The organism is Anaerolineae bacterium, from assembly GCA_016931895.1.
Lineage (GTDB): Bacteria > Chloroflexota > Anaerolineae > 4572-78 > J111 > JAFGNV01.
In genome coordinates this window covers 25893-49010 of the sequence record JAFGDY010000240.1, presented here as the reverse complement: position 1 = coordinate 49010, position 23118 = coordinate 25893, and the positions used below count along the sequence as shown (strand labels likewise).

At 52.7% G+C, this 23118-nt stretch carries 12 protein-coding genes; 4 read left to right on the top strand and 8 right to left on the bottom strand.

Features of this window, described 5'->3' with window-relative positions; genetic code table 11:
• Positions 1–645: 645 nt before the first annotated feature.
• The 8 genes from JW953_18450 to JW953_18415 all read right to left on the bottom strand — a co-directional run bounded on the left by JW953_18450 (position 646) and on the right by JW953_18415 (position 14820).
• A complete protein-coding gene (locus tag JW953_18450; GenBank protein ID MBN1994687.1) occupies positions 646–873 on the bottom strand; it encodes a hypothetical protein in 228 nt (75 codons plus the stop codon).
• A 17-nt stretch (positions 874–890) separates the two neighbouring features.
• Positions 891–3674, bottom strand: a complete 2784-nt coding sequence (locus JW953_18445) for a tetratricopeptide repeat protein (protein ID MBN1994686.1) — start codon at positions 3672–3674, stop codon at positions 891–893.
• On the bottom strand, positions 3671–5413 hold the full coding sequence (locus tag JW953_18440; GenBank protein MBN1994685.1) for a helicase-associated domain-containing protein: 1743 nt from the start codon (positions 5411–5413) through the stop codon (positions 3671–3673). The genes JW953_18445 and JW953_18440 overlap by 4 nt, the downstream gene beginning before the upstream one ends.
• A gap of 36 nt (positions 5414–5449) precedes the next feature.
• The gene (locus JW953_18435; protein MBN1994684.1) at positions 5450–6337 is read right to left on the bottom strand and encodes an SWIM zinc finger family protein; all 888 of its coding nucleotides are present in this window, start codon (positions 6335–6337) and stop codon (positions 5450–5452) included.
• A gap of 57 nt (positions 6338–6394) precedes the next feature.
• Entirely contained in the window at positions 6395–9121 is a 2727-nt protein-coding gene (locus JW953_18430) for a DEAD/DEAH box helicase (protein MBN1994683.1), read from the bottom strand.
• Between the two features lie 632 nt (positions 9122–9753).
• Positions 9754–10791: a phosphotransacetylase family protein gene (locus JW953_18425; protein MBN1994682.1), complete on the bottom strand. Its 1038-nt coding sequence runs from the start codon at positions 10789–10791 to the stop codon at positions 9754–9756.
• Positions 10791–12926 carry an acetate--CoA ligase family protein gene (locus JW953_18420; protein ID MBN1994681.1) on the bottom strand — a complete coding sequence of 712 codons (2136 nt, stop codon included), beginning with the start codon at positions 12924–12926 and terminating at the stop codon, positions 10791–10793. Before JW953_18420 ends, JW953_18425 begins: the two co-directional genes overlap by 1 nt.
• A 4-nt stretch (positions 12927–12930) precedes the next feature.
• Entirely contained in the window at positions 12931–14820 is a 1890-nt protein-coding gene (locus tag JW953_18415; protein ID MBN1994680.1) for a GNAT family N-acetyltransferase, read from the bottom strand.
• A gap of 861 nt (positions 14821–15681) precedes the next feature.
• Between JW953_18415 and acs the strand changes: the two genes are divergently transcribed.
• The 4 genes from acs (at position 15682) to JW953_18395 (ending at position 23108) form a co-directional block, all read left to right on the top strand.
• Positions 15682–17715: an acetate--CoA ligase gene (gene acs, locus JW953_18410; GenBank protein MBN1994679.1), complete on the top strand. Its 2034-nt coding sequence runs from the start codon at positions 15682–15684 to the stop codon at positions 17713–17715.
• A gap of 302 nt (positions 17716–18017) precedes the next feature.
• Positions 18018–18629, top strand: coding sequence for an NAAT family transporter (locus tag JW953_18405; protein ID MBN1994678.1), 612 nt, complete (start codon positions 18018–18020; stop codon positions 18627–18629).
• Positions 18630–18752: 123 nt separating this feature from the next.
• Positions 18753–19721 carry a hypothetical protein gene (locus JW953_18400; protein ID MBN1994677.1) on the top strand — a complete coding sequence of 323 codons (969 nt, stop codon included), beginning with the start codon at positions 18753–18755 and terminating at the stop codon, positions 19719–19721.
• Positions 19722–19919: 198 nt separating this feature from the next.
• A complete protein-coding gene (locus JW953_18395; protein MBN1994676.1) occupies positions 19920–23108 on the top strand; it encodes a tetratricopeptide repeat protein in 3189 nt (1062 codons plus the stop codon).
• Positions 23109–23118 lie beyond the last annotated feature (10 nt).

Sequence of the window (23118 nt, the reverse complement as noted above, 5' to 3'; positions counted from 1 at the left end):
TATTTTCTTGGATTAACACTCATATAGATTTTCGCCTATTTGAAAAGTGTCAACTTAACTATTCGTAAGAGATGAACCATCCCCTATTTTTCGTAATAATATACCAACAATCCCAGCCAAAGCCATAAGCCGTCACGAACTCTGATTTTTGAAGCAAATCTTTTGCGGAACAAATCTTATCAAGACAAACCCGAATTTTCCGGGGATAATCAGCGTATCGTCTCAGAAACTCCTCGCAACTCATTTCCTTTTGGGGCCATAATTGACAGGGACAATAAACCCCGTGACTATTGGGAATGGTCATAGCAATGGGCTGCAAAATAACCTGGCAATCTTTTGGCCCGTCGGTTGTTTTTGGGTATTCAAACTGTAGAGTAGTTTTCTTCTCCATTTTTTCTCCAAATCGAGATATTAGTACAAATGTTCTAGTTTGTCAAGCCGATATTTTCCCGATGAAAATAAAAAACGCCCCCTGTTCTGCGGAGAGAAGCAAAACACAATATAAAGGGCGTTAACATTTTCATCCGGCCATCATCAAAACACGCAAACAGTTTTTTAAAGTACAGATTGCCATCAAATGATGGCACAAATTAAGCTGCTTTCAGTTTATCAAACTTTAAAACAGAGTGCCAGAGTACTTTGTGTCTAAATCATAAATCGCAGCCGGGCCATAAAATCGCCCAACTCTTTGAGTTTGACGGCGCTGCTTTCATCGCCTTTGGCCCGGAATTGCTCCACTCTGGCTGCCAACTCGGCAAAAAAAACGCTATCGCAACGGCTCACGTTAACGCTGATCAGTTGTTGCAGGTCGTCTTTATCTTTGGCCTGAATGAATTTTTTAAGTAGCTCTTGCGCTTCTTGATGGGTCATCATTATTCTCCATGGTCAGGCTATAACAGTTGCATTTCTCTGGCCCGGGCCACGGCCTGGGTGCGGCGGTTGACGCCCAGTTTGCCGTAGATATTACTTAGGTGCCACTTTACCGTGCCCACCGTCAGCACCAGTTCGGCCGCAATTTGTTGGTTAGACAAGCCAGTGGCAATGAGACGCAGAATTTCAAGCTCGCGGTCGCTGAGCGACTCTACCAGATTTACCCTTTGCAAACCGGTCAATAACTTTTTGGCATAACCCGCGGCTACCTTGGGGGCTGTGACCTGTGGTAACAAGTCTGCCAGCGGGCCTCCCTCGTCAACAAAAAGGCGAATGTAGCCCTCCGGTTCGGCCAGGGCCAGGGCTTCGGCCAGGGTAGTTACGGCGCCGGGCGTGTCGCCGGAAGCCTGATAGGCCAAAGCCTGGAGAGTCGAAATTTCCAGAACCCAGCCGGTACGCTCCGACGCTGCGGCAGCCTGATGCAGGGAAGTCAACAAAACCAGGGCCTCATCCGGCTTATTTTGGGCAATCAGAAGCCGGGCCTGGGTCAGGCGTTCCAGCCGAGATAGTTCGTCGGGATAACCGGCGGAGTCGTCGGCGCGGGCGTTATCGTCATTGGGGCCGGAGCGCTCTTGCTTTAAGCAATTAATGGCTGCCTCTATATCACCTTGCGCCAACCACAGCCTCACGCGGCAATCATTCAGCCGGACGCGCCAACTGGGTAGCTGGTGTTTTTGGGCAAACGCTTCGGCCTGGCCTACTGCTTCAAAGGCAGCGGTTGGGTTGGATCGGGCCTGGTGAAGGCAGGCCAGCGCCAGGTAGCCCTTCATCAGGGTGATGGCCTCGCCGTGTTGCTGGCCCATCTGGAGACCCTCTTGCAGGTGCTCACTGGCCGCATCCAGGTCATTCCATTGATACAATACCTCCCCCAGCCCAACGTGCACCCGGCCCGTATGGGGCGGCAGCGGTCCCCCTCGTTCAACATGCCGGGCCGCCAAAGCCAACGCTTGCCGGTAGAGTTCAGCCGCGCGGCGCAAGCCTCCTTGTTCCAGGTGTAACTGGGCCAAATTCCCGATAGCGATCAACGCAACAGGGAGATTGTGATTGGCCTGGCTGATGGCGCTGGCCTGAGCAAAGGCCCATTTAGCCCCGGCAATGTCGCCGTGCAGGTTGCAGGCCGTGGCTAAACTCAAGGCGACCGCTCCCCGCAAAAACAGGTTTTCCTCTGGCAACCGGGCCAACGCCAGGCGATATAATTCTATGGCCTGGGGAATGTTCCGCCGAAAGAAGGCCACACTGGCCTGAATGGCGGTCAACTCGCCGGGGATTTCACCTTCATCCGCAATTGGGGCAAGTTGGTTGTTTTGCAGCCAGGTTTCAACCTCTGCCAATTGTCCGGCAAAAACCATGGCCCAGGCGTGAAAGAGAGACAGCCGGGGCCGGGCGCGGACCAACTCTGCGGGCAACGCTTCTAGCCATTTGAACAGCGTGGCCAACTCGCTTTGTCGCAGCAGCGCCCCGCCGCTTTGTTCCACCAGCCGCACCGCGCGCTCAACGTCGGCGGCCACCAGGGCGTGGCTCATGGCTTCAACGGCCAGACCGTTTTGCTCGTACCATGCTGCGGCCCGGCGATGCAGGGCGGCTACGCCCGGCGCGCCAACCTGCCGTTGGAGATAGTCGCGTAAAAAATCGGCCAAGAGATGGTGGTAGCGATACCACTGCCGGTGGTCGTCAAGCGGCATAATGAAGAGATTAGCCTTTTCCAGATAGGCCAGGGTCTGTTGGCTGGATTTCTCCCCGGCCAGGCGAGGAGAATCCAGCACAGCATCGCACAGGGGGGCGGTCAAACCATTGAGAATGGAAGTTTGCAGTAAAAAGGTTTGCACGGGTTGGGGCTGTTGCTGCAAGATTTCCTCGGCCAGGTAGTCCCAAATATAACGCTGGCTGCCGGTGAACGAGGCCATAAAGGCGGGGATATCCTGGCAATCCCGCATCGAAAGCGCGGCCATTTGCAGCCCGGCAATCCAGCCTTCGGTGCGCGTTTCCAGGGCCGCTACATCTACGGCTGAAAGCTCCAGGCCCATTACCTCGTTGAGAAAGGTAGCAGCTTCGGCGGGCATAAAGCGCAGATCGTTTGCTCGCAACTCAAGCAGTTGGTTTCGCGCTCGCAGGCGGGCCAGGGGTAAGGGCGGTTCGGCGCGGCTGGCGATAATGAGGCGCATTTGCGGCGGCAGGTAGTTGAGCAGGCAGGCCAGAATGTGGTGAATGGCCGGGGTGTTGATCAGGTGGTAATCATCAAGAATCAGGGCGAATTTATGACCTGAACCTGTAGCGGCGATTTCATTAATAAGCGCGGTTAAAAATGCCTCATGATCCTCCGCGCTTCCAGAGGCGAGATTAGAGATTGATTGCGGGGTTTGAGGCCGGCGCGTGGCCAGGCCGGTTTCACCCAGTCCGGGTTGAATGGTTTGCCAGGCGGCGAGGAGGTACAACAAAAAGTGGCCCGGGTCGTTGTCGTTCTCGTCAAGGGAGAGCCAGGCGATTTTGGCGGGAGGAACATTTTTTTGAGCGGTTGTTTGTTGGGGTTCTTGCTCTTGAAGCAGGGGCTGGACCCATTCACTCAATAGGGTTGTTTTGCCAAAACCGGCCGGGGCCAGGATGAGGGTAAGGGCGTGCTCCCAAACTTGATTTAGCCGGGCGGTCAGCCGCGGGCGGAAAACCTGGCTACAACGGGGAGGGGGAATGTGCAGTTTGGTGGTTAAGAGCGGATTTTGGGGGGATGCGCTTGCCGGAAGAATGATCATGGCTGGAGGATGTATCCTAACTCCTTCAACCTGGCCCGGAAGGCTTTTTCGCGGCGGACGGGAATGATAAGGGTTGATTGGTTCATGGCATAACAAAATTTTTGCAAAACCGGGTCGGCCAGCACCATCTCCACCAGGTCAGGGGTGTCGGCATTGACAAAAACGGCCGGTTCGCCTTTGCGGAAGGCTTGGCTGTTTTGCCGAACTTGCTCTAGCCAGGTAGTGACGGCAGGAGGTAAAGGCCCGTTGTGGCGTTGGTGTAAAAAGCCGGCCAGGCGATCAAAATCGGCGCCTTCTTCCAGGGCGTTTAACAATTGCCGGGTATCGAGTTGGCAGCGGTGTTTTTGCACCGGCGTAGCCAACTGCGCCAGCATATTTTGTTCATTTGGCGTTAAGTCGTGGCCCTGAATCAGAGTGATGTGTAAATCGGCTGAAACCACAAACAGCGGCTCGTGGGGCGGTTTTTGGGGAGTGTACGCCTCGGCCTGGCCAAGCAAATACGCGCCCAGGTTGTTGATGCGAAAATATCTGAGGCCGTCGTACAAACTCAAAGCCTCATCTGCGTAAAAATGCTCAAATTTCGGATTAGCATCTGCGGGATCGGTAAAGAGTAAATCAAGCGCCCCCATTGAGCCTAAATACTCCCATAACACCACATTCACGTACAAACCCTTAACGATCAGCCAATAGTCGTTGCCGTAGAGCATGCCGTATTCGGGGTGTCCCACGTACAGGTTGCTGGTTTGGGTTGTTTCCACCTCAAAATCAAAGTGCCATATTTTGAGCGCCCGGTAAAAATCCTGGAGGTCAATCCACACGCCTACCGGGCACCAGGAAAGCGCCTCAATTACGGCTTCGCGGCGAACAGATGGCGGGGTCAAACGGGTGCGGCGCGACCGCTGCCCTTTCAGGGCCGAAATGCGGCTCAATTCATCAAAAGAGCCATCCGCTACCCACGTTTCAAAAGCTTCCAGCAATAAGGCAGGGTTTTGGGTTTGGTAAAACTCGCGTCCAGGGGCGGTCAATTGCAGTTGGTTGCGGCCCCGCGCTTTGGCCACCAGGCCGGCCCCTTGAGCAAAAACATCAAGGCCAAAAGGGCGAATGGTTTGATCGGCCCGAAAATCAGCAGGCGGCGGCCAGAAATCGCCGGCCAATAAGCCGGCCATGATTTTTTGGATACTGCCTTTGGTGGCCCGGCCGGAACTGCCGCCAATTTTTAGCTGGCCTTGGTCGGCCAGCCGGAGGTAGGCCAGCAGGTCGTGCAGCCCGGCCTGTTCGGTTTCGGTACACATCAGGTCAAGCGAATACCCCTCTTCGGCCAGGGTGGTGGGTGTTTCGGACACGCCCGTGAGTTGGAATTTATCGGGGGGTGGCACCAAATTTGCCAGCAGGGGTACGAGGTCTGAAGGCAAGTGTCCGTTGTGCAGGAACAGGTCCAGCAGGATGGGGTTTGAGCGCCAGCCCCAGCCGCTTTGGGGGCGTTCCGGCAGCGAGCCATATTGGGCCACAAAGGCTCGCTGGTTGAACTCGCCGTCGTTGTGATAAGCGGCGGCGATGGCCTTTTTGGAGAGATCGTCCATTTGCTGCCACAACTGCCGCAACAATTCCGGAACCATTACCGCGCGATGAATGCACCGCACCAGATCGTCTTTGCGGGTATGGCCCCGGCAATTGCACAAACCGGCCAATCGCTGCAAGTGGTCATTGGTGTAACTATAGAGTATTTCTGAAAGCTCCATCTTGCAAAAACCCCACCTCTAAAGGTTGTGGGCCTTTTAGTCTTCCCTATCAATATTTGGGACCTGTTCACCAAAAGCAGCCTTCATCGCCGCCTGGGTAATTGCCCGGTAAGCGGGGCCGAGGATTTTGAGCAAGTCTTCGTCTAAAAAGTTGGGCTGCCCCAAACGTTTGAGGATGGGAAATTCAGCCACCGGCGGTTTGATGGTGGTTTTAAAATGGGGCCAGGGCTGGCCTATGTCCCAGAAATTTTCAACGGTTTCATTCAGCGGAACGGTCACTTCGGCCATTTCCTCCGGCTCATCTTCCGGGCCAAGCGTTTCGGCGCGATGCGCCCGCAGCGCGGCCAGAATTTGCTCCTGGGTGCGGCCCCGCAGCCGGAAGAGCAAAAAAGGGTCTTCATCAAACTGCTCGCCCAAAATATAATGCACTGCGGCCACGTGTTTGCAAGGGTTGGCCCAATCCGGGCAACTACAGTTGGTCATCAACTCCACTTCGGTTTCAGGGAACAGGCTTACCCTGGCCGCCCGAAAAGCCTGTTCAACTTCGTCTGGCATCTCCCCGGCCAGCAGTTGGGCCGTAAAAATGGCCTGCTCGGCCAGCGCGTCAATAACCTGTTCCCACTGCCTATCGGTCAGGTGGTCAATGTTGATGGTCACTTTATAGGGCCTTTTGCGCGACCCCTGCACTTTGGCCTCGATGCCGCTTTTGCTTTCTTCTATAGAAAGCACCTGGCCTTTGCGGGCGTAAGTGCGCCCCCGGCGCAGCCGCCCGGCATCCACCAATTTTTCCAGCGACTTGATCCAGCGGTTGGCCCACCAATTTTTGGCAAAATCGCCCCGTTTGCTGCGGGCCTTGATGCCCTGGTCGGTTTCGATGGGCTGGCTGGGTTTGAAATAACTGTAATAATTGTAATAACGACTCATTGAACACTTCCTTCCAAACGGCCGCTGAAGTATCGGCCTTGGCGGTCGGCGGTCAATTTATCCTCGCCGCAGCGTCACCAGATCGCGCAGTTCCGTGGTAGACAACTCGGTGAGCCAATTTTCGCCACCACCCACAATGCTTTGGGCCAGGGCTTTTTTGCTTTCAATCATGTTGTCAATCATCTCTTCCATGGTGCCCGCGCAGATGAATTTATGCACCTGCACGTTGCGCGTCTGGCCAATGCGAAAGGCCCGGTCGGTGGCCTGGTCTTCCACGGCCGGATTCCACCAGCGGTCAAAATGGAACACGTGGTTGGCCCGGGTCAGGTTCAGGCCGGTGCCGCCGGCTTTTAGCGATAAAATAAAAATGGGCGGGCCGTGCGGGTCTTCCTGGAACCGGCCGACCATGGCCGCCCGTTTAGGGGCCGGCACACCGCCATGCAAAAATAGGGTGGACACGCCCAAGCGTTCCTGTAGATGTTGTTTGAGGAACTGGCCCATTTCGGAAAATTGGCTAAAGATCAACACCCGATCCCCCACCGAAACGGCCTCTTCCAACATCTCGGCCAGGCGGGCCAGTTTGCCGCTGCGGTCCGTTTCTTTGGTCACATCTAATAACGCGCCCTCGCCCACCTGGTGCAAATATTGGGCCGGGTGGTTGCAGATTTGTTTAAGCTGCATCAGCATGCTCAAAACCAACCCTTTGCGCTGGATGCCGTCGGCCTCCGCCACTTCCTGCATAGATTGCTGCACCACGGACTCGTAAAGCGTGGCCTGCTCCTCGCTCAAGTTGCAATACACCTTCATTTCCTGCTTGTCGGGCAAATCTTGGATAACGGTGGGATCGGTTTTAACCCGGCGCATGATAAAGGGCGAAACCATGTGGCGCAGGCGTTGGGCCGCGTCTTCATCGCCGTAACGCTCAATGGGCAGGCTAAAATTTTGCCTAAAGTGCTGCCGCGAGCCAAGATAGCCAGGGTTGAGAAAATGCATAATAGACCATAACTCCGACAGCCGGTTTTCCACCGGCGTGCCGGTCAGGGCCATGCGGAATTGGCCCGGCAGTTGGCGAATGGCGCGGGTTTGTTTGGCCTCGGGGTTTTTGATGTTTTGGGCTTCATCCAAGACCACGCCAAACCAGTTGACCTTTTGCATGGTCTCGGCATCGCGGCGGGCAATGGCGTAACTGGTCAGCACCATATCGGTGGCATTGGCCTGCTCAACAAAGGCGGCGTCGCGCAGCCGGTCGCCGCCCTGGTGAACCAGCGTGGTCAGGGCCGGGGCAAAACGATGCACTTCCCGTTCCCAGTTAGCCACCACCGAGGTGGGGCAGACCAGCAGCGCCGGCCCGGGCAGTGAGCCAACCGTTTCTTTTTCCCGCAGCAGCACGGCAATGGTTTGAATGGTTTTGCCTAAACCCATATCGTCGGCCAGGCAGGCCCCCATGCCCCAGCGCCGCAGAAAATCAAGCCAGGAATAGCCGTAACGCTGATAGGGGCGCAGTTGGCCCTGTAGGCCCTGGGGTTGCGGCAGTTCGGCCAGTTTTTCCTGGCCAGTGAAACGCTCCATCCACTCTTTGAGCCAGCCCTCAAATTCAACCCCCTCTACCGGCAGACCGTTGATGGCGTCGGTGGCGCCCAGGCCCATGCGCAGGGCGTCTTGCATATTGACTTCCGCCTCAAGGTTCTGCTTTTTCCAAAATTGGATGGCCGCTTCAATTTGTTCCGGGTCTAGCTGCACCCACTGGCCGCGAATTTGCACCAGCGGCGATTTGAGCGCCACCAGCGCGTCAAACTCTTCGCGGGTGAGGGTGGTATTGCCAATGGATAATTCCCATTGGTAGCGGATAAGATTGTCAAACGTCATTTTGCTCTTGGGAACGGCGTCGGCGGGAGGACCTTTGGGCGAGGCCATTTTAAGGCGGACGCCCAGGCGCGTGCCCGGCTTGTTCCACCAGGGCGGCACCAGCACGCCAAAACCGCTGGCTTCCAGCAGGGGCGCGCTTTCGCGCAAAAAGTCAAACGCTTCCTGGCCAGACATAGACAGGGCCACGGGTTTGGCCGTTTTCAGCCCGGCCCGCAGCGGCTCAAACAAGCGCGCGGCGTGGCCCAGCCCGGCCAGCAGTTTTTCCTGCGGCTGCTCAAAACGGCGATTGAGGGCCTTGAGCACGCTGCCCCTGGTTTGCCACACCTGGGGGGCCGGGACCAGCAGGCTGGGGTCGTCGCGGGCCTGGAGCAGGTAATGGAGCTGCCAGTTTTTGCGGGCGGCTTCCCGGCTTTGCTGCGCGGGCGCTTCCAGCCGAAACGCCACCCGGAAGGTTTTGTCGCCCGCTACGTGCAGGTTGCGCAGCCAGAGTTGATGGCTTTGGCGCAGGCGTTTGAGTTGGGCCGCCGAGCCGCTCAAACGCGGGTCGGCCGTGAACAGGGCGTTCAACCAGCTATAAGCCGCTTCGTCCTCCCGGTATGGCAAGACGGCCGGCGAAGCGCCTCCCCAGCGGCGGGCCAGGGCATCGGTGGTGGTGTTAAGAAAGGTCTCCAGAACGGCGCGGGGAGAGGGCGCAGTTTCGGACGTTTCCGCTTCGGCCCGGCAGAGTGGCGGCATAGCTTCCAATAAACGGGCCAGCCGTGGCCCATCCTGGGGACCATCCAGCACGGGCAGCCAGCGGGCGTCATAGGCGAGGCGGGCGGGGTCGGGTTGGGCCAGCACGGGCAAAAATTTTTGCTGGGCCAGGGTTTCCAGCACCAGGTTGGCCGCCGTTTGCCAGTAACGTAATTCGCTACCCAGGGCCAGGGCCGGCGGCAAATCTTGCGGCGCGGGCAGGCCGGTGAGCAATCGGAATGCATCAACCGGCGACAGCCAGGCCCCGGCGACGGTCCATGCGGTTAAGGTGGGCAAAATGTCGTTGTCAAGATCCCAATTGTGCGCCAATTGGGGCGAAGGCAGGGGATTGGCTTTGCGGGTGGGCAGCAGAAGATTGACCCAATTGATCTGGCTCACATCTGCTGCCAACTTAAAAGTATGCAGCAGGCGGGTGGTGATTTCGGGATCGGCGCAAAAGGGATGGGGCCGGGCGGCTTTGCTTCTTTTGCCTTTTTTGGGAATTAATTCAGTTTCAGAGGTTTCCGCCCAAAAAAGCATCCCCCCGCTTTCGGTGGGGGCGGTGGGAAAATGCCAATGGGCGTGTAATACGTGCATTAAGTTTACTCCTCGTCCAAGTCAATTAAGGATTATAACATAAGCAAAATCTACAATCAAGCGTGGAGCGGGCGTGTTCGGATTTTGGAGCGAGCTGTCGCTGCGAGGGGGCCACACCTGACAGGTTTCAAAAACCTGTCAGGTGTTCAATCCTACACAAAGACAAAAAAACACAAGGCCCGACGATTTGTCGGGCCTTGTGTTGGGCAGGTGTTCAATATTTAGCCCGTTATTTCGGCCAAATTCACGTGTTCTTTAACCAACTGCTCCAGCAGCTCAATCTTTACGGCATCATCTTTGGTCAGGAGCGGTTGCAGATTATCCATTTTGCGGGCTATTTCGTACGTGTCGGCGGAAACCAGCAACAAAGGCACGTTGCGGGCGGAGGCTTTGGCGATGATGTTGGGCGGCGGCAGGATGTTGTTGGTTAAAATCATACCCACCACATCGCTTTCTAAAGCGGCCAGAATCATATCGGTTCTGTCGCCGCTGGTGATGGCCAGGCTTTTTTCTTTTTTGAGCACCGGGCTTCTCAGGGCGGCGTTAACCGAAGCCGCTCCCACAAAAACGTTCTGAACCACGTTGGTCACTCCGCCCTCGCCGGCAACCACTTTGGCAAACAGATACTCGGCCAGGTAGTCAATGGCAAAATAGGTTAGCCTGGCCTCATAGGGCACCATGCCCACTACCTTGATGCCCATCTCTTCAATATCAAGCAGGTATGTTTCTTCAAAGTTTTCCAGGTCGTGCAGTTTGTTAACAATAACCCCGCCAAAATTAACCCGGCTGATGTCTATGTGTTTGGTGATGAACGTGATGTCGTCAAAAATGGCCGCTTCATCACCGCTGACCACAACAATAAGTTTAGCGCCGGTATACTCGGCCAGAGAGATGGCGTCAAGATAAACGGAGATGCCGTAGGCAATATCTTTGCTGTCTTCAATAAAAAGTAGTTCTTTGTCCTGGCCAATACTCTCCACGGCTTCAAGCAGCTTTTCTTTGGTGGCCGCCTCGTCATACATGTATCTTAGTTTGGAGTGATCAAAGCCCAGGCTCATGTGTATGGGGTCATCGGTTAAGCCAAAGATATTCGTAACCAGGGCCGAGTCGTAATCCCAGAGTTGTTTTTTACGATAGAGCAACCTATCGCCCAGGGGTTTCATGTAACCAAATTTTTTGCGCAATGCTTTAGCCAGGCCCACAATCAGGCTGGTTTTTCCGGCATTTTGACTTGTTGAGGCAATAATTAGCTTATCCATTATGTGTCACCTTTCTCAGCATTTGAAACTAGAATGCGAACATCTACGGCTTTGGTTCCGCGACCTTGCTCGTATACCATCAAGGGGTTGATTTCTATATCGGTGATACTGGGGCATTGTTGGATCACTGCGCCCAGTTTGATGATGGTATCCACAATGCCTTCAATATCCTTGGCCCCTTCGCCACGCACGCCCAACAGCAGCGGATAGGAGCGGATTTCTTTGATCATGCGCATCACTTCCTGGCGGTTCAGGGGAGTGGCCCTGAAAGAAACGTCTTTCATCACTTCCACGTAGATGCCGCCCAGGCCAAACATCACTACCGGGCCAAAGGCGTTATCTCTTCTGGCCCCAATGATAACTTCAGTGCCGGGTTTGACCATTTCCGCCACCTCAACGCCCTGGATAATGGCCTGGGGATTATAGGCGCGACAATTTTGGATAATGGCCTGGTAGGCGTCAATAACTTCGGCCTTGTCGTCCAGGTCCAGGGCCACGCCGCCGGCATCACTTTTGTGCAGAATGTCTCTGGAAACCACCTTCATCACTACCGGGTAGCCAATTTCTTCGGCATACCGGACCGCTTCATCCAGGCTGCGCGCCACGCGCGTTTGGGGCACCGGCAAACCGGCCACTTTCATGACCTGTTGGCCTTCGTGGGCCAGCAAAAAAGAACGGCCTTCGGCCAGGGCGTTTTGGGCAATTTGTTCGATGGTTTGGATGTTCAGGTCTACCGTGTCAACCTCGTTGGAATAATCCCGCAGATAACGACGGTATTTGTAAGTGACGCCCAGGCATGAAACGGCCTCGTAGACATCGGAAAATACGGGCACCTGTTTTTTTCTGAGCGAAATAATGCTGTCTTCAATTACCTCGCCGCCCAAAATAGAAAAGATAATGGGTTTTTGACCGACCTGGTAGTTAGTATAATTGGTTTTAATCATATTAGAAAGACTATCGGCGTCAAAAACAGCGGTTTGGCAATATAGCGCAATCACCGAGTTGATCTCTTTGTTTTGCAGGGCGGCGCCCAGGGCGTCGTGATAATCTTGCGGCGCAGCCTGGCCAGTGATGTCTACCGGGTTTTTGGTGGAACCAAAGCTGGGTGTTACCAGCGAGAAAATTTCTTTGAGCGTGGGCTGGTCGTCATAAAGTTTGACCTCATATTTTTCGCAGGCGTCGGTAGCCATCACCCCAATGCCGCCGCCATTGGTAACAATAACGGTGTTTTCGCCGCGGGGGATAGGCGCATCGGCCAGAAATTTGCACCAACTAAAGGCTTCTTGCAAATTTTCGGCCCGGAGCACGCCACACTGCCGCATTACGTCGTCAAAAATTTCGTCCGCCCCGGCCAGCGAGCCGGTGTGCGAGGCCGCCGCCACCGCTCCTCTTTTTGACCGGCCCGATTTGATCACCACCACCGGCTTTTTTTGCGTAGCCAGTTTAAGCGCCTCAATAAATCTTTGGCCCTCTTTGATGCCTTCAATGTAGATCAAGATAACTTCAGTGCCCTCGTGTTGGGTCAAATAGGCCAGCAAGTCGGCCTCATCCACATCGGCCTTGTTGCCCACCGACACAATGGCCGACAGGCCAATCCTTTCGGTGGCGGTTTTGCCAATCATGGCAATGCCCAGGGCGCCGCTTTGGGTGATAATGGCCACGTTGCCGGCCATAATATTGCCGGGGCCAAAGGTGGCGTCTAACGACACTGCGGCGGAATAGATGCCAAAAATGTTTGGCCCTAACACGCCCATATTGTGCTTGCGGGCGTAGGCTACAATTTGTTTTTCGCCTTTGGTATTGCCCACTTCGGAAAAGCCGGAGGTGATGATGGGCAAATATTTAACGCCTTTGGCCGCGCAATCCTTGAGCACGTCAAAAACATAGGGGGCCGGAATGGCGATGCAGGCTACGTCTACTTCGCCGTCAACTTCTTCCAGGTTTTTGTACATGGGCAAGCCCAACACTTCCCCGCCCTTGGGGTTGATGGGATACACCTTCCCCGTGTACCCGCCTTCTACAATATTTTTAACAATGGTATAACCTATTTTGTTTTCTTGAGCGGAGGCGCCAATAACGGCCACCCCTCGTGGTTCGAAGAGATGTTTGATAGGGAGGTGGTTGTTAAAACTCATCTTTTTACGTTCCTCTGAAAGCCATCTTCAGGTGATATACACCTTCTTCTGTTCTCTTTTCCAGGTCAAACCCCGCGCTTTCAAAGAGATAAAGCATGTGCCTGTTTTCTTGCAATACTTCGGCGGTAAAGCCAAGCAAACCTTGCCGCTGGGCCAGGTACGTAAGATAAGAAACAAGCTCGCGGCCAATACCCAGGCCTTGATAATCGTCTCGTACCGCAAAGGCTGCTTCGGCGGTATGGGATTGTTCGTGAATGCCGTATTGGCCCACCCCCACAATAGTTTCTTTTTCATCTTCCTGCATGATGCCCAGAATAACCATATCGGTGGTGTAATCTATCACTACAAATTCTTGCAGGCGTTCGTGGGGCATGCTTTTGAAAACCGACATAAAGCGGCGGTACAAACTTTTGTCCGAGAGAGCATAGAAAAACTCTTTCAAACGAGGCTCATCGCTAATTTTTACCGGGCGCATGAAAACTTCAACCCCGCCTTTGGTGGTGCGATAAGTTTCCAACTCTTCGGGATATTTTCCTCGTTTGCCGGGAATGAAGGCTTGATCTTGATAGATCAGGTTCAACTGTTTGGCTTCTTGAATTAATTTGGGCCTGAATTTGGGATGGGCAATGGCAATCAACTCCATGGCCCGTTCCCTGATATTTTTGCCATGCAGATAGGCAATGCCATACTCTGTGACTATATAATGAATATCACCCCGGTTGAGGGTGACGCCGGCCCCTTCTTTGAGAAAAGGCGATATTCTGGAAACATTGCCGTTATCGGCGGTAGAGGGCAAGGTGAGAATAGTTTTGCCGCCAGGGGCCAAAATCGCGCCGCGCATAAAATCGGCCTGTCCGCCAATGCCGCTGTAGAATACTGACCCAATAGATTCAGCCGAGGCCTGGCCGGTCAGATCAACTTCTAACCCGCTGTTGATGGCGGTCATATTGTATTGCTGGGCAATCAGGAGGGGATCGTTGGTGTAATCTACCCGCCTGAATTTTACGGCGGGGTTGTCGTGTAAAAATTCATACGTTTCTCTGGAACCCATGCAGAAGGTGGCAATGGTCTGGCCGCGGTTGACCGTTTTACGAGAGTTATCCACAACACCGGCCTTGATTAACTTTACCAGCCCATTGGAGAGCAGTTCGGTGTGCACCCCCAGGTGTTTTTTATCGTAAAGATTGTCCATAATGGCATTGGGAATGCTGCCGTAGCCAACCTGAATAGTATCTCCATCTTGAATCAGGCGGGCGACATATCTGCCAATTTCTTGAGCCACCTCATCACTTTCTGCTTTAGCCTTGAATTCCAGGATGGGTTCGTCGTGGGCAATGGCAAAATCCACATCTTTGATGTGAATGTAACTATCGCCATGGGTGCGAGGCATATTGGCATTGATCTGGATAATAACCCTGTTAGCACATTCCACGGCGGCTTTGGTAATATCTACGCTGATGCCCAAGCTCAAATAACCATGCGCGTCGGGCAGAGAGGTTTGGATAAGGGCCACGTCAATGGGCACCAGCCGGCGATAAAACAGGTTGGGAATTTGGGATAAAAATATGGGCGAATAATCCGCCAAACCCTCATTAACGGCTGACCGGGTGCTATCGCCCACAAAAAAGGAGTTATACCGGAAGTGGTCCTTAAATTTAACGTCGGCGTAGGGGGCCAGCCCCAGGCTCCACACGTGGAAAACTTCGGTGTCAAAAAAGGCGGAAGGATGGGATTCTACGTAGTTGATGAGGGCCTGCACCAAGTATTGCGGCTCCCCGCAGGCGGTGCTGATAAAAATTCTATCGCCCCGGCGGATGTTTTTGAATATTCTATTTTCCGGGGCAAATTTATCCGGGTAGGTTTGTTTTAACTCGTCTAAAAACTTTCTGTTCATGGTTCACCAACCGATTTCTGGCAACACTCCAGTTGCCCAATACAAAACTATACTCCATAGCCAGAAATATTTTTAGTGATAAATGTCACAAAAAAGATGGACAGATGACACTTATTATAAGCCTTAAGTTTTTAACCGTCCAATACGGGTCTGTCCGGCACTTTAGGAGGACCAGGGGGTGTGGGGGACGTCCCCCCAATTCCCCTCTGTGCTTTCCAAAAATTCTGGACGCGCCCTCCAATACCGTCCATACTTGAAAAATTGACACCTTGACGTTGGAAGAAAAATGATTGGTGACATTTGTCAGCGGCAACAAGGACAAATGTCACTTACCCAATGCAGACAATCGTTTTACAATAAGCCTTGGCTGTAGGCGGAAAATAGAAGCGGTTGACAAATAAAGGGTTGTATATTATTATCCGCCTAATTGTAGCGGGTGTAAAATTCCCCTCTTTACATATTCAAATAATGTTTTGGGATGGAAAGAGGGTAATACTCTCTCTCCATTCAATGAGAGACATAAATTCTTTTTCTAAAAAATGTAACTGCTCAAGCATGTCATTTCGACGCCGCTACGCTTACAGGAGAAATCTCCTTAAAGCCGTACCCCTAAGAAGGAGATTCCTCGGCCTCCGGCCTCGAATTGGCATGGGGTTGAGTAGTAACTAGAAAAATATATCTCCAGTTTAACCAATTAATCCTAAAAAGTAAATTTTTATTTCTACTTACCCAATCAACGTGGTTGGGAAAAACACCGCGTTAGAGGGAAAGTCAAACCGAAGCCAACAAATCTGTCAGCTTGGCTGGTAGAAGTTTAATAAAATATCATCAAAGAATCCATCTAACAAAGAAAGGTGTATTATGAGTAACAATGAAACTTTAGAAGTTACCGAAGCGCAGATTGCCGTACACTGGCAAGAAGAGGAGTATTTCTTCCCCTCAACCGAATTCATTGCCCAGGCCAATATGACCGATAAGGGCATTTTTGACCGCTTTAGCCTGGACAACTTCCCCGATTGTTTTAAAGAATATGCCGACCTGTTGACCTGGTACAAGTATTGGGAAAAAACTCTTGATACCAGCGATGCGCCTTGCTGGAAATGGTTTGTGGGCGGCAAAATCAACGTTTCTTATAACTGTATTGACCGGCATCTGGACCAATACAAAAATAAGGCCGCTTTTATTTATGTGCCGGAACCGGAAGAAGAAGCCCATCAAGCTATCACGTATCAAGAGCTATACGTGCGCGTTAACGAGATGGCCGCCTTGCTGCGCGATTTTGCCGGAGTTAAAACCGGCGACCGCGTGACCATCCACATGCCCATGGTGCCCGAATTGCCCATTACCATGCTGGCCTGTGCCCGGTTGGGGGCTATTCATTCCGTGGTATTTGGCGGCTTCAGCGGCCGGGCCTGCGGCGAGCGCATTAGCGACTCCGGCAGCAAAGTATTGGTGACAATGGACGCCTATTACCGCAGCGGCAAGTTGTTAGAGCACAAAGAAAAGGCCGACGAGGCGGTAAAAGTGGCCGACGACGAAGGCGTTACCGTGGAAAAGGTGTTGGTGTGGCAACGCTATCCCGGTAAGTCGTCAACCAAAACGCCCATGCAAGAAGGCCGAGACTTCTTTGTTAACGACGTGCTCAAGCAGTATTGGGGCCAGCGGGTTGAGCCGGTGCAAGTGCCCGCCGAAGCTCCGCTCTTTTTGATGTATACCAGCGGCACCACCGGCCGGCCCAAGGGCTGCCAGCACAGCACCGGCGGCTATCTGGCCTATGTGGCCGGCACCTCAAAATACGTCCAAGATATTCACCCCGAAGACGTGTACTGGTGCATGGCCGACATCGGCTGGATTACGGGCCACTCCTACATTGTTTACGGTCCCCTGGCCCTGGCTGCCACCAGCGTTATATTTGAAGGCGTACCTACCTACCCCGACGCCGGCCGGGCCTGGCGCATTGCCCAGCAATTGGACGTCAACATCTTCCACACCGCGCCCACCACCGTGCGCATGCTGCGCAAGGCCGGTCCCGACGAGCCACAAAAGTATGATTACCACTTTAAGCACATGACCACCGTCGGCGAGCCGATTGAGCCGGCCGTGTGGCGTTGGTATTACGAGGTGGTGGGCAAGGGCGAGGCCGCCATTGTAGATACCTGGTGGCAAACCGAAACCGGCGGCTTCCTGTGCAGCACCATCCCGGCCCTACATGGCATGAAACCCGGCAGCGCCGGACCGGCTGTACCCGGCATCCATCCCATTATTTACGATGAAGACGGCAACGAGGTGCCCGCCGGTTCCAACAAGGCCGGCAACATCTGCATCCAGAACCCCTGGCCTGGCGCCTTCCAAACCATCTGGGGCGACCGCGATCGCTATGTTCGGCAGTATTACGAGCGCTACTGCAAGGATCCCAATAGCAAAGATTGGCAAGACTGGCCGTACCTCACCGGCGACGCCGCTATGCAAGCCCCCGATGGCTACTACCGCATTCTGGGCCGCATTGACGACGTGATCAATGTGGCCGGGCACCGCCTGGGCACCAAAGAGATCGAATCAGCCTGCCTGCTGGTGCAAGAGGTGGCTGAGGCTTCGGTAGTGCCGATGGCCGATGAAATCCGGGGCAAGGTGCCGGTGATCTTCGTGTCGCTCAAGCCCGGCTTTTCGCCCAGCGAAGAAATTCAGAAAAAGGTGGTACTATCGGTGGACGACACCATCGGCAAAATCGCCCGGCCGGCGGCAGTATACATTGTGCACGATATGCCCAAAACCCGTTCCGGTAAAATTATGCGCCGCGTGCTGGCCGCCATCACCAACCGGGCCGATGTAGGCGACATCACCACCCTGGCCAACCCCGAAGTTGTTGAAGAAGTGAAGAAGATGGTGCAAGGGTAATAAATAAACCCTAAAGAATTCAAAACCCTTATGAATTTTTAGAAATTAACCCGGTAATGTAGGGGCGTACCCTTGTGGTCGCCCCGGAGGACAGGCACAAGGCGCTGTCCCTAAGATTACCGACATAATTATTTAATCTTCATTAGGGTTTTGGCTTCATTATTAAAAATTCAGCTCGCTAGGGTAATTCTGGCGGGCTTTTTCTTTTGACATGCCGGTTGGCGGGGATTAAAATAAAATTTGGATAAGTTGCCCTCTGCCTTTAACGTGATCACCCCGGAGAAATTGGCGCAATGCCCAGTATGTTTCAGCAAATAATCTGGATAGACATTTTTGCCGCCGCTGTGACTCTGTTTTTTGTTATGGACCCTATTGGCAATATCCCGGTATTTCATTCCATCTTAAAAGAGTTTCCCGCCAAAACCCGCATGAAAATTATCATCCGCGAGTTGCTGATTTCTCTAATTATCTTACTCATCTTTTTATTCACCGGCACCAAAATTTTAAATTTCCTGGGTTTAACGCAGCCCACGCTTAATATTGCCGGGGGAATTCTGCTGTTTCTCATCGCCATTAGAATGGTTTTTGCCATGAAGGCCTTGGGCGTTGGCCAGGACCATAGCGATCCCTTTATTGTGCCGTTGGCCATCCCCCTGGTGGCCGGGCCGTCCACCATCACCATTTTAATGTTGCAAGCCACTTCGGCGCCGGAACGTATTTTTGAGTGGGGGTTAGCCCTTTTATTGGCCTGGAGTATATCCACCATCATCCTGGTTGCTTCGCCGGTTATTCTCAAATTTTTGGGACGCAGGGGGGTGAGAGCCTTAGAACGTTTAATGGGCATGCTGCTCATCCTCATTGCCGTGCAAATGCTTTTGGATGGAGTGGCGGAATATTTGCAAAATTACATATAATCCAGGGAACATTATGAAAAAAGTCAAAACCGTGGCAAATCTGGCAAAGCATCCCTACTCGGAGGCGAGGTCAACTTAGCTGATGCCAAAATTGATGGCCAAATATGTCACTAAAACAAATTCATGAAATCGCTCGCCGCCGGCAGCCGCCAATTACTTTGTGACGCGCTCAAGACCAGTTACGATCTTTTCAAAATCATCATTCCGCTGAGTATTCTCACCAAACTGCTCACCGATAGAGGCATTACTGCCTACCTGGGCATGGCCCTCAGCCCGGTTATGGCCTGGGTGGGGCTGCCCGGCTCAATGGGGTTGGTTTGGGCCACAGCCATGGTGACGAACATTTATGGGGCCTTGGTCGTTTTTGCCTCGCTCGCCCCTACCGAGAATTTGACGGCGGCTCAAGTTACGGTGCTAACCACAATGATGCTGATTGCGCACGGTTTGCCTGTGGAGGTGCGGATTACACAGGTGGCCGGGCTCCGATTGTGGTCAATGGCCTGTTTGCGCATTACCTGTGCCCTGACATTGGGCTGGCTGTTGAACCGGGTTTATCTTGTTGGTGATTTTTTGCAAACGCCCAATTATGCCCTCTGGAATCCGTCTCCCCGCAGCTCTTCCTGGTTGGGTTGGGCGCAGGCCGAAGTGAAAAGTTTATTAACCATATTTCTGATTATTGTGGTGCTGCTGTTCATCATCAGATGGTTAGAATGGCTGGGGGTCACAGCAGTGTTGGGCAAAGTATTAAAGCCGGTTCTCTCGGTTTTGGGCATGAGCCAGGCCGTGGTCCCCACTACCATCATCGGGATGACGCTGGGTTTGAGTTATGGGGGCGGCCTTATTATTCAAGAGGCCCGTTCCGGGAAGTTATCCAACCACGACGTTTTTTTTGCCCTGGCGTTATTGAGCATCTGTCATAGTGTCATTGAAGATACCTTGCTGATGATGGTCGTTGGCGGGCATCTATCGGGTGTTCTATGGGGGCGGGTTTTATTCTCCCTTCTGGTTATTTTTCTCCTGGTTCGAATCGTCCAAAAAATTCCGGAAACCACCTTTAATCACTGGCTCATCCGCAAATCTTTTGCCGGTTGAAGAGCAATTTCATAACCATCCGTATCGCCCAACGCCCGGATGCCAGGCGTATTGCCCAAATTCATGTGGCGGCCAAGATAGAAACGTGGCCAAATGAGTAGAGGGTATGAAATTTGTTATCGCCGCTTTCTATGATTCCTGGCAAGGTTGTGGTAGACTGATTTTTGAGTAATGTGTAGAAGTTTGAAATGATGAGTAATGGCCTTAGAAGATCGAATTCGCCTCCCCGCCCTTAATTTAATTCATCGCCGGGCGCGCCTGTTAGATACGTTGGCCGGATTTATCGAGGCGCACTATCGCCTGATCACGGTTTACGCGCCCGGCGGTTACGGCAAATCTATTCTGCTGGCAGATTTTGCCCAAACCACGGACCTGCCGGTGTGCTGGTGCTCGCTGGAGCCGGCGGATCGTGACCCCACCTCTTTTTTAACACTCCTCGCTTATAGCATCACCGATCGTTTCCACGAAATTGAACCGGACAGATTGCTCAAGGTAGTGCAACAGGGTGACACCCAGGTTAGCATTCGCCATCTGGCCGACCTGTTGGCCAACGTTGGCCCGCACCTGATCATTATTGACGATTATCACAAAGCCGTGAGCGCCGGGATGACCCTGGCCCTTAATAGACTCTTGGAGCAGTTGCCCTCCACCAGCACCATGATCGTGGCCGCCCGGGGGGATATGGCCCTGGAAACAGGCCAGATCATTGATCTGCTCATAGCAGAACAGGCCACCGGCCTTTCTGAAGAAGAGTTGCGCTTTACCCCGGCAGAATTACAGCGGGTGATGCGCAAACGATTTGGCCGTCAAATTGATTTGGCCACAGCCGCGGAAATTGCCCAGGCCACCGATGGAAACATTGCTCAAATTTTGCTGACCGGCCATCTCATGCATGCCGATGAGTTACTTGGTCGGTTAGGGCAGCGTTTGGGCGATGACCGGGAAGTGATTTACGATTACCTGGCCACAGAAGTTTTTGACAAACAGCCGCCAGAACTGCAACGTTTTATGTTGCGTACGGCTATTTTACCTGAGATGACTGCGGAGTTATGCAATGAATTATTAGAAATAACCGACGCTCATACTTACCTGGAGCAGCTTATTCGCAGAGACTTATTTATTACCCAGGTAGGCGTGGGGTTTCGGTATCACGATCTTTTTGCCGAATTCCTGCAAACCAAGTTGGCCGAGGATGAACAACTTTATGGTCAGATTTCGGTAAAAGCGGGCCACCTTTTAACCGCCCGTTCTCGTTTTGAAGAGGCGGCAGCTCTCTACCTGTCGGTGCAAGCTTGGGATGAAACTGTAACCCTGCTAGAAAATCGAGGGGGATTCTTTTACGATACGGGTCGAGCTTTGACTCTGCACAACTGGCTGGCCCAGATTCCCAAACAGGAGCTAAACCAGCGTCCCCGGCTGCTGTTGCTGCAAGGCCGGGTACTGGCCAATGATTTGAGTAAGCCAGAAGCGGCGCAAACGCTTTTTAAGCAAGCGGCTCAACAATTTTCTCGGCAAGATGATTTGATTGGCGCCGCGGAGGCAGAAGTGTGGCAGTCGGTAAGTTTGAGGATGATGGGCCAAGCTGAAGAAAGTTTGGCTTTAGTTTCCAAAGGGTTAGCGCAATTGGACGCGCTGGATGCGGAAAAACGGGTAATTGCCTGGGCTACCAGATATCGAGGCATTGCCTATGGGGTTTCGGGCAAGGTCCCGGAGTCGATATCAGACTTGTACCAGGCGTTAGCCTTGTTTGAGCGTATTGGCGATACCTATAACATTGGGATATGTCATCATGACATAGGCATTTCTTTAGAACGGCAGGGACATGTAGATGGTGCCATTAACCACTTCAGGCAGGCTATTCAGATTTGGGAAACTTTAGGAAACGGCAATGATCTGGCTCGCTCTTTAAATAGTTTGGGTGTGTCTCTACAAATGCTTGGCCATTATGATGAGGCGCTTGAGCGATTTAATGAAAGTATAGAGATTGCCTTGCGGATTGGGGCCATAAGCCGGGCGGCGTATGCCCAGGCCAGTATCGGCGATGTTTATCTGGCCTGTCAGAAATATGAACTATCGGATGAGGCTTTCACCAAATCAACTGAACTGGCCCGGCAAGTAGGGGCGAAATCACTTGAGATTTATAATGTAGTCAAACAAGGCGAATGTCTTTTTCAACAACAGCAGCTTGATCAAGCCCTGTCCCTCTCTATTAGTGCGCAACATCACGCTGCGGAAAACGGTTTAAATTTTGAAAAAGGATTGGCCTGTACGCTTCAGGCCAAAATCTACGTTCGTCGGGCCAGATATCGAGATAGTTATAGTTTATTTGCAGAAGCCCTGACTTCTTTTGCCCAAAGTGACATCCTGGAACAAGCCAGGGTCAGGCTTTGGTGGGGTTATAGCCTGTTACTCGATTGTAAGGCTAAAGCCGCTTTTGAGCAGTTGCAAAAAGCCATTGGCCTGGCGCTGACCATGGATCAATTGCGGGTGGGGTTGGGGCCGACGGTAGGGGAAACTCAACAGTTATTATTGCATTTCCGGCACCACGCTGATACCTCGCCCGGAGTGCGCGACAGTATTAGAGCCTTGCTGGAAGAAAAGCAATCAACCCTGCAAACCTCACGGCCAAGCCTGCAAGTATTTGCTTTTGGCCCGGCTTCGTTAATTGTGGCTGGTGAATATAAGCACTTTCTCAGTATGCGCGGCAGTGTTCACAAAATGCCCGAATTTTTGCTCTATTTGATTTTGGAAGGCCGGGGAGAAGGTTGTCGCTGGAATGACATTAGCGTGGCGCTCTGGCCGGATATAGAACCGGAGAAAGCTTCGGATAGTTTTCACCACGTCCTGAAGCGTTTGAGAAGTAGTATTTTTGGAAGGTCAGATTACATCACCGTCCAAAACGATATTTACCGGATAAATAGCGATTATCTGGAATGGTGTGACGCTCTGGCCTTTGAGTCCCTTTTTCAAGAAGCGAGTATTGCCCCGCCTAAAGAGAAATTAGCCTTACAGTTGGAATTAATAGATCTGTATCGAGGTGAGTTCCTGGCCAGCTTTGAGCTGGAAGAGTGGGGCGCAACGTACCGTACAAAGTATGAAATTCAGTTTTTGCAAATGATCAACCTTACCAGCGAGCAATTACTCGAAGCTCGTGATCCCAGACATGCTCTGACCGTGATTAATAAAGGTCTGGCCCGGGATAATTTTCGGGAAGATTTACACTGTAACGCCTTGAGGGCCTACGCTCAGTTGGGCTTGTATGATGATTTAAAAGACTATTATCGCGAGATAAACAAATTTTTTAAAGAGGAACTGGGGGAACCGCCTGCGCCAGAAACCCAACAACTGTACAAACAACTGTTAACTGCAAAAATAAATTTTACATAATATTCCTCCG

What these genes read in the sequence shown, in the direction of transcription:
- JW953_18450 (MBN1994687.1), bottom strand. Translation starts at nt 873, where the DNA reads ATGATGACCCATCAAGAAGCGCAAGAGCTACTTAAAAAATTCATTCAG.
- JW953_18445 (MBN1994686.1), bottom strand. Translation starts at nt 3,674, where the DNA reads ATGATCATTCTTCCGGCAAGCGCATCCCCCCAAAATCCGCTCTTAACC.
- JW953_18440 (MBN1994685.1), bottom strand. Translation starts at nt 5,413, where the DNA reads ATGGAGCTTTCAGAAATACTCTATAGTTACACCAATGACCACTTGCAG.
- JW953_18435 (MBN1994684.1), bottom strand. Translation starts at nt 6,337, where the DNA reads ATGAGTCGTTATTACAATTATTACAGTTATTTCAAACCCAGCCAGCCC.
- JW953_18425 (MBN1994682.1), bottom strand. Translation starts at nt 10,791, where the DNA reads ATGGATAAGCTAATTATTGCCTCAACAAGTCAAAATGCCGGAAAAACC.
- JW953_18420 (MBN1994681.1), bottom strand. Translation starts at nt 12,926, where the DNA reads ATGAGTTTTAACAACCACCTCCCTATCAAACATCTCTTCGAACCACGA.
- JW953_18415 (MBN1994680.1), bottom strand. Translation starts at nt 14,820, where the DNA reads ATGAACAGAAAGTTTTTAGACGAGTTAAAACAAACCTACCCGGATAAA.
- acs (MBN1994679.1), top strand. Translation starts at nt 15,682, where the DNA reads ATGAGTAACAATGAAACTTTAGAAGTTACCGAAGCGCAGATTGCCGTA.
- JW953_18405 (MBN1994678.1), top strand. Translation starts at nt 18,018, where the DNA reads ATGTTTCAGCAAATAATCTGGATAGACATTTTTGCCGCCGCTGTGACT.
- JW953_18400 (MBN1994677.1), top strand. Translation starts at nt 18,753, where the DNA reads ATGAAATCGCTCGCCGCCGGCAGCCGCCAATTACTTTGTGACGCGCTC.
- JW953_18395 (MBN1994676.1), top strand. Translation starts at nt 19,920, where the DNA reads ATGGCCTTAGAAGATCGAATTCGCCTCCCCGCCCTTAATTTAATTCAT.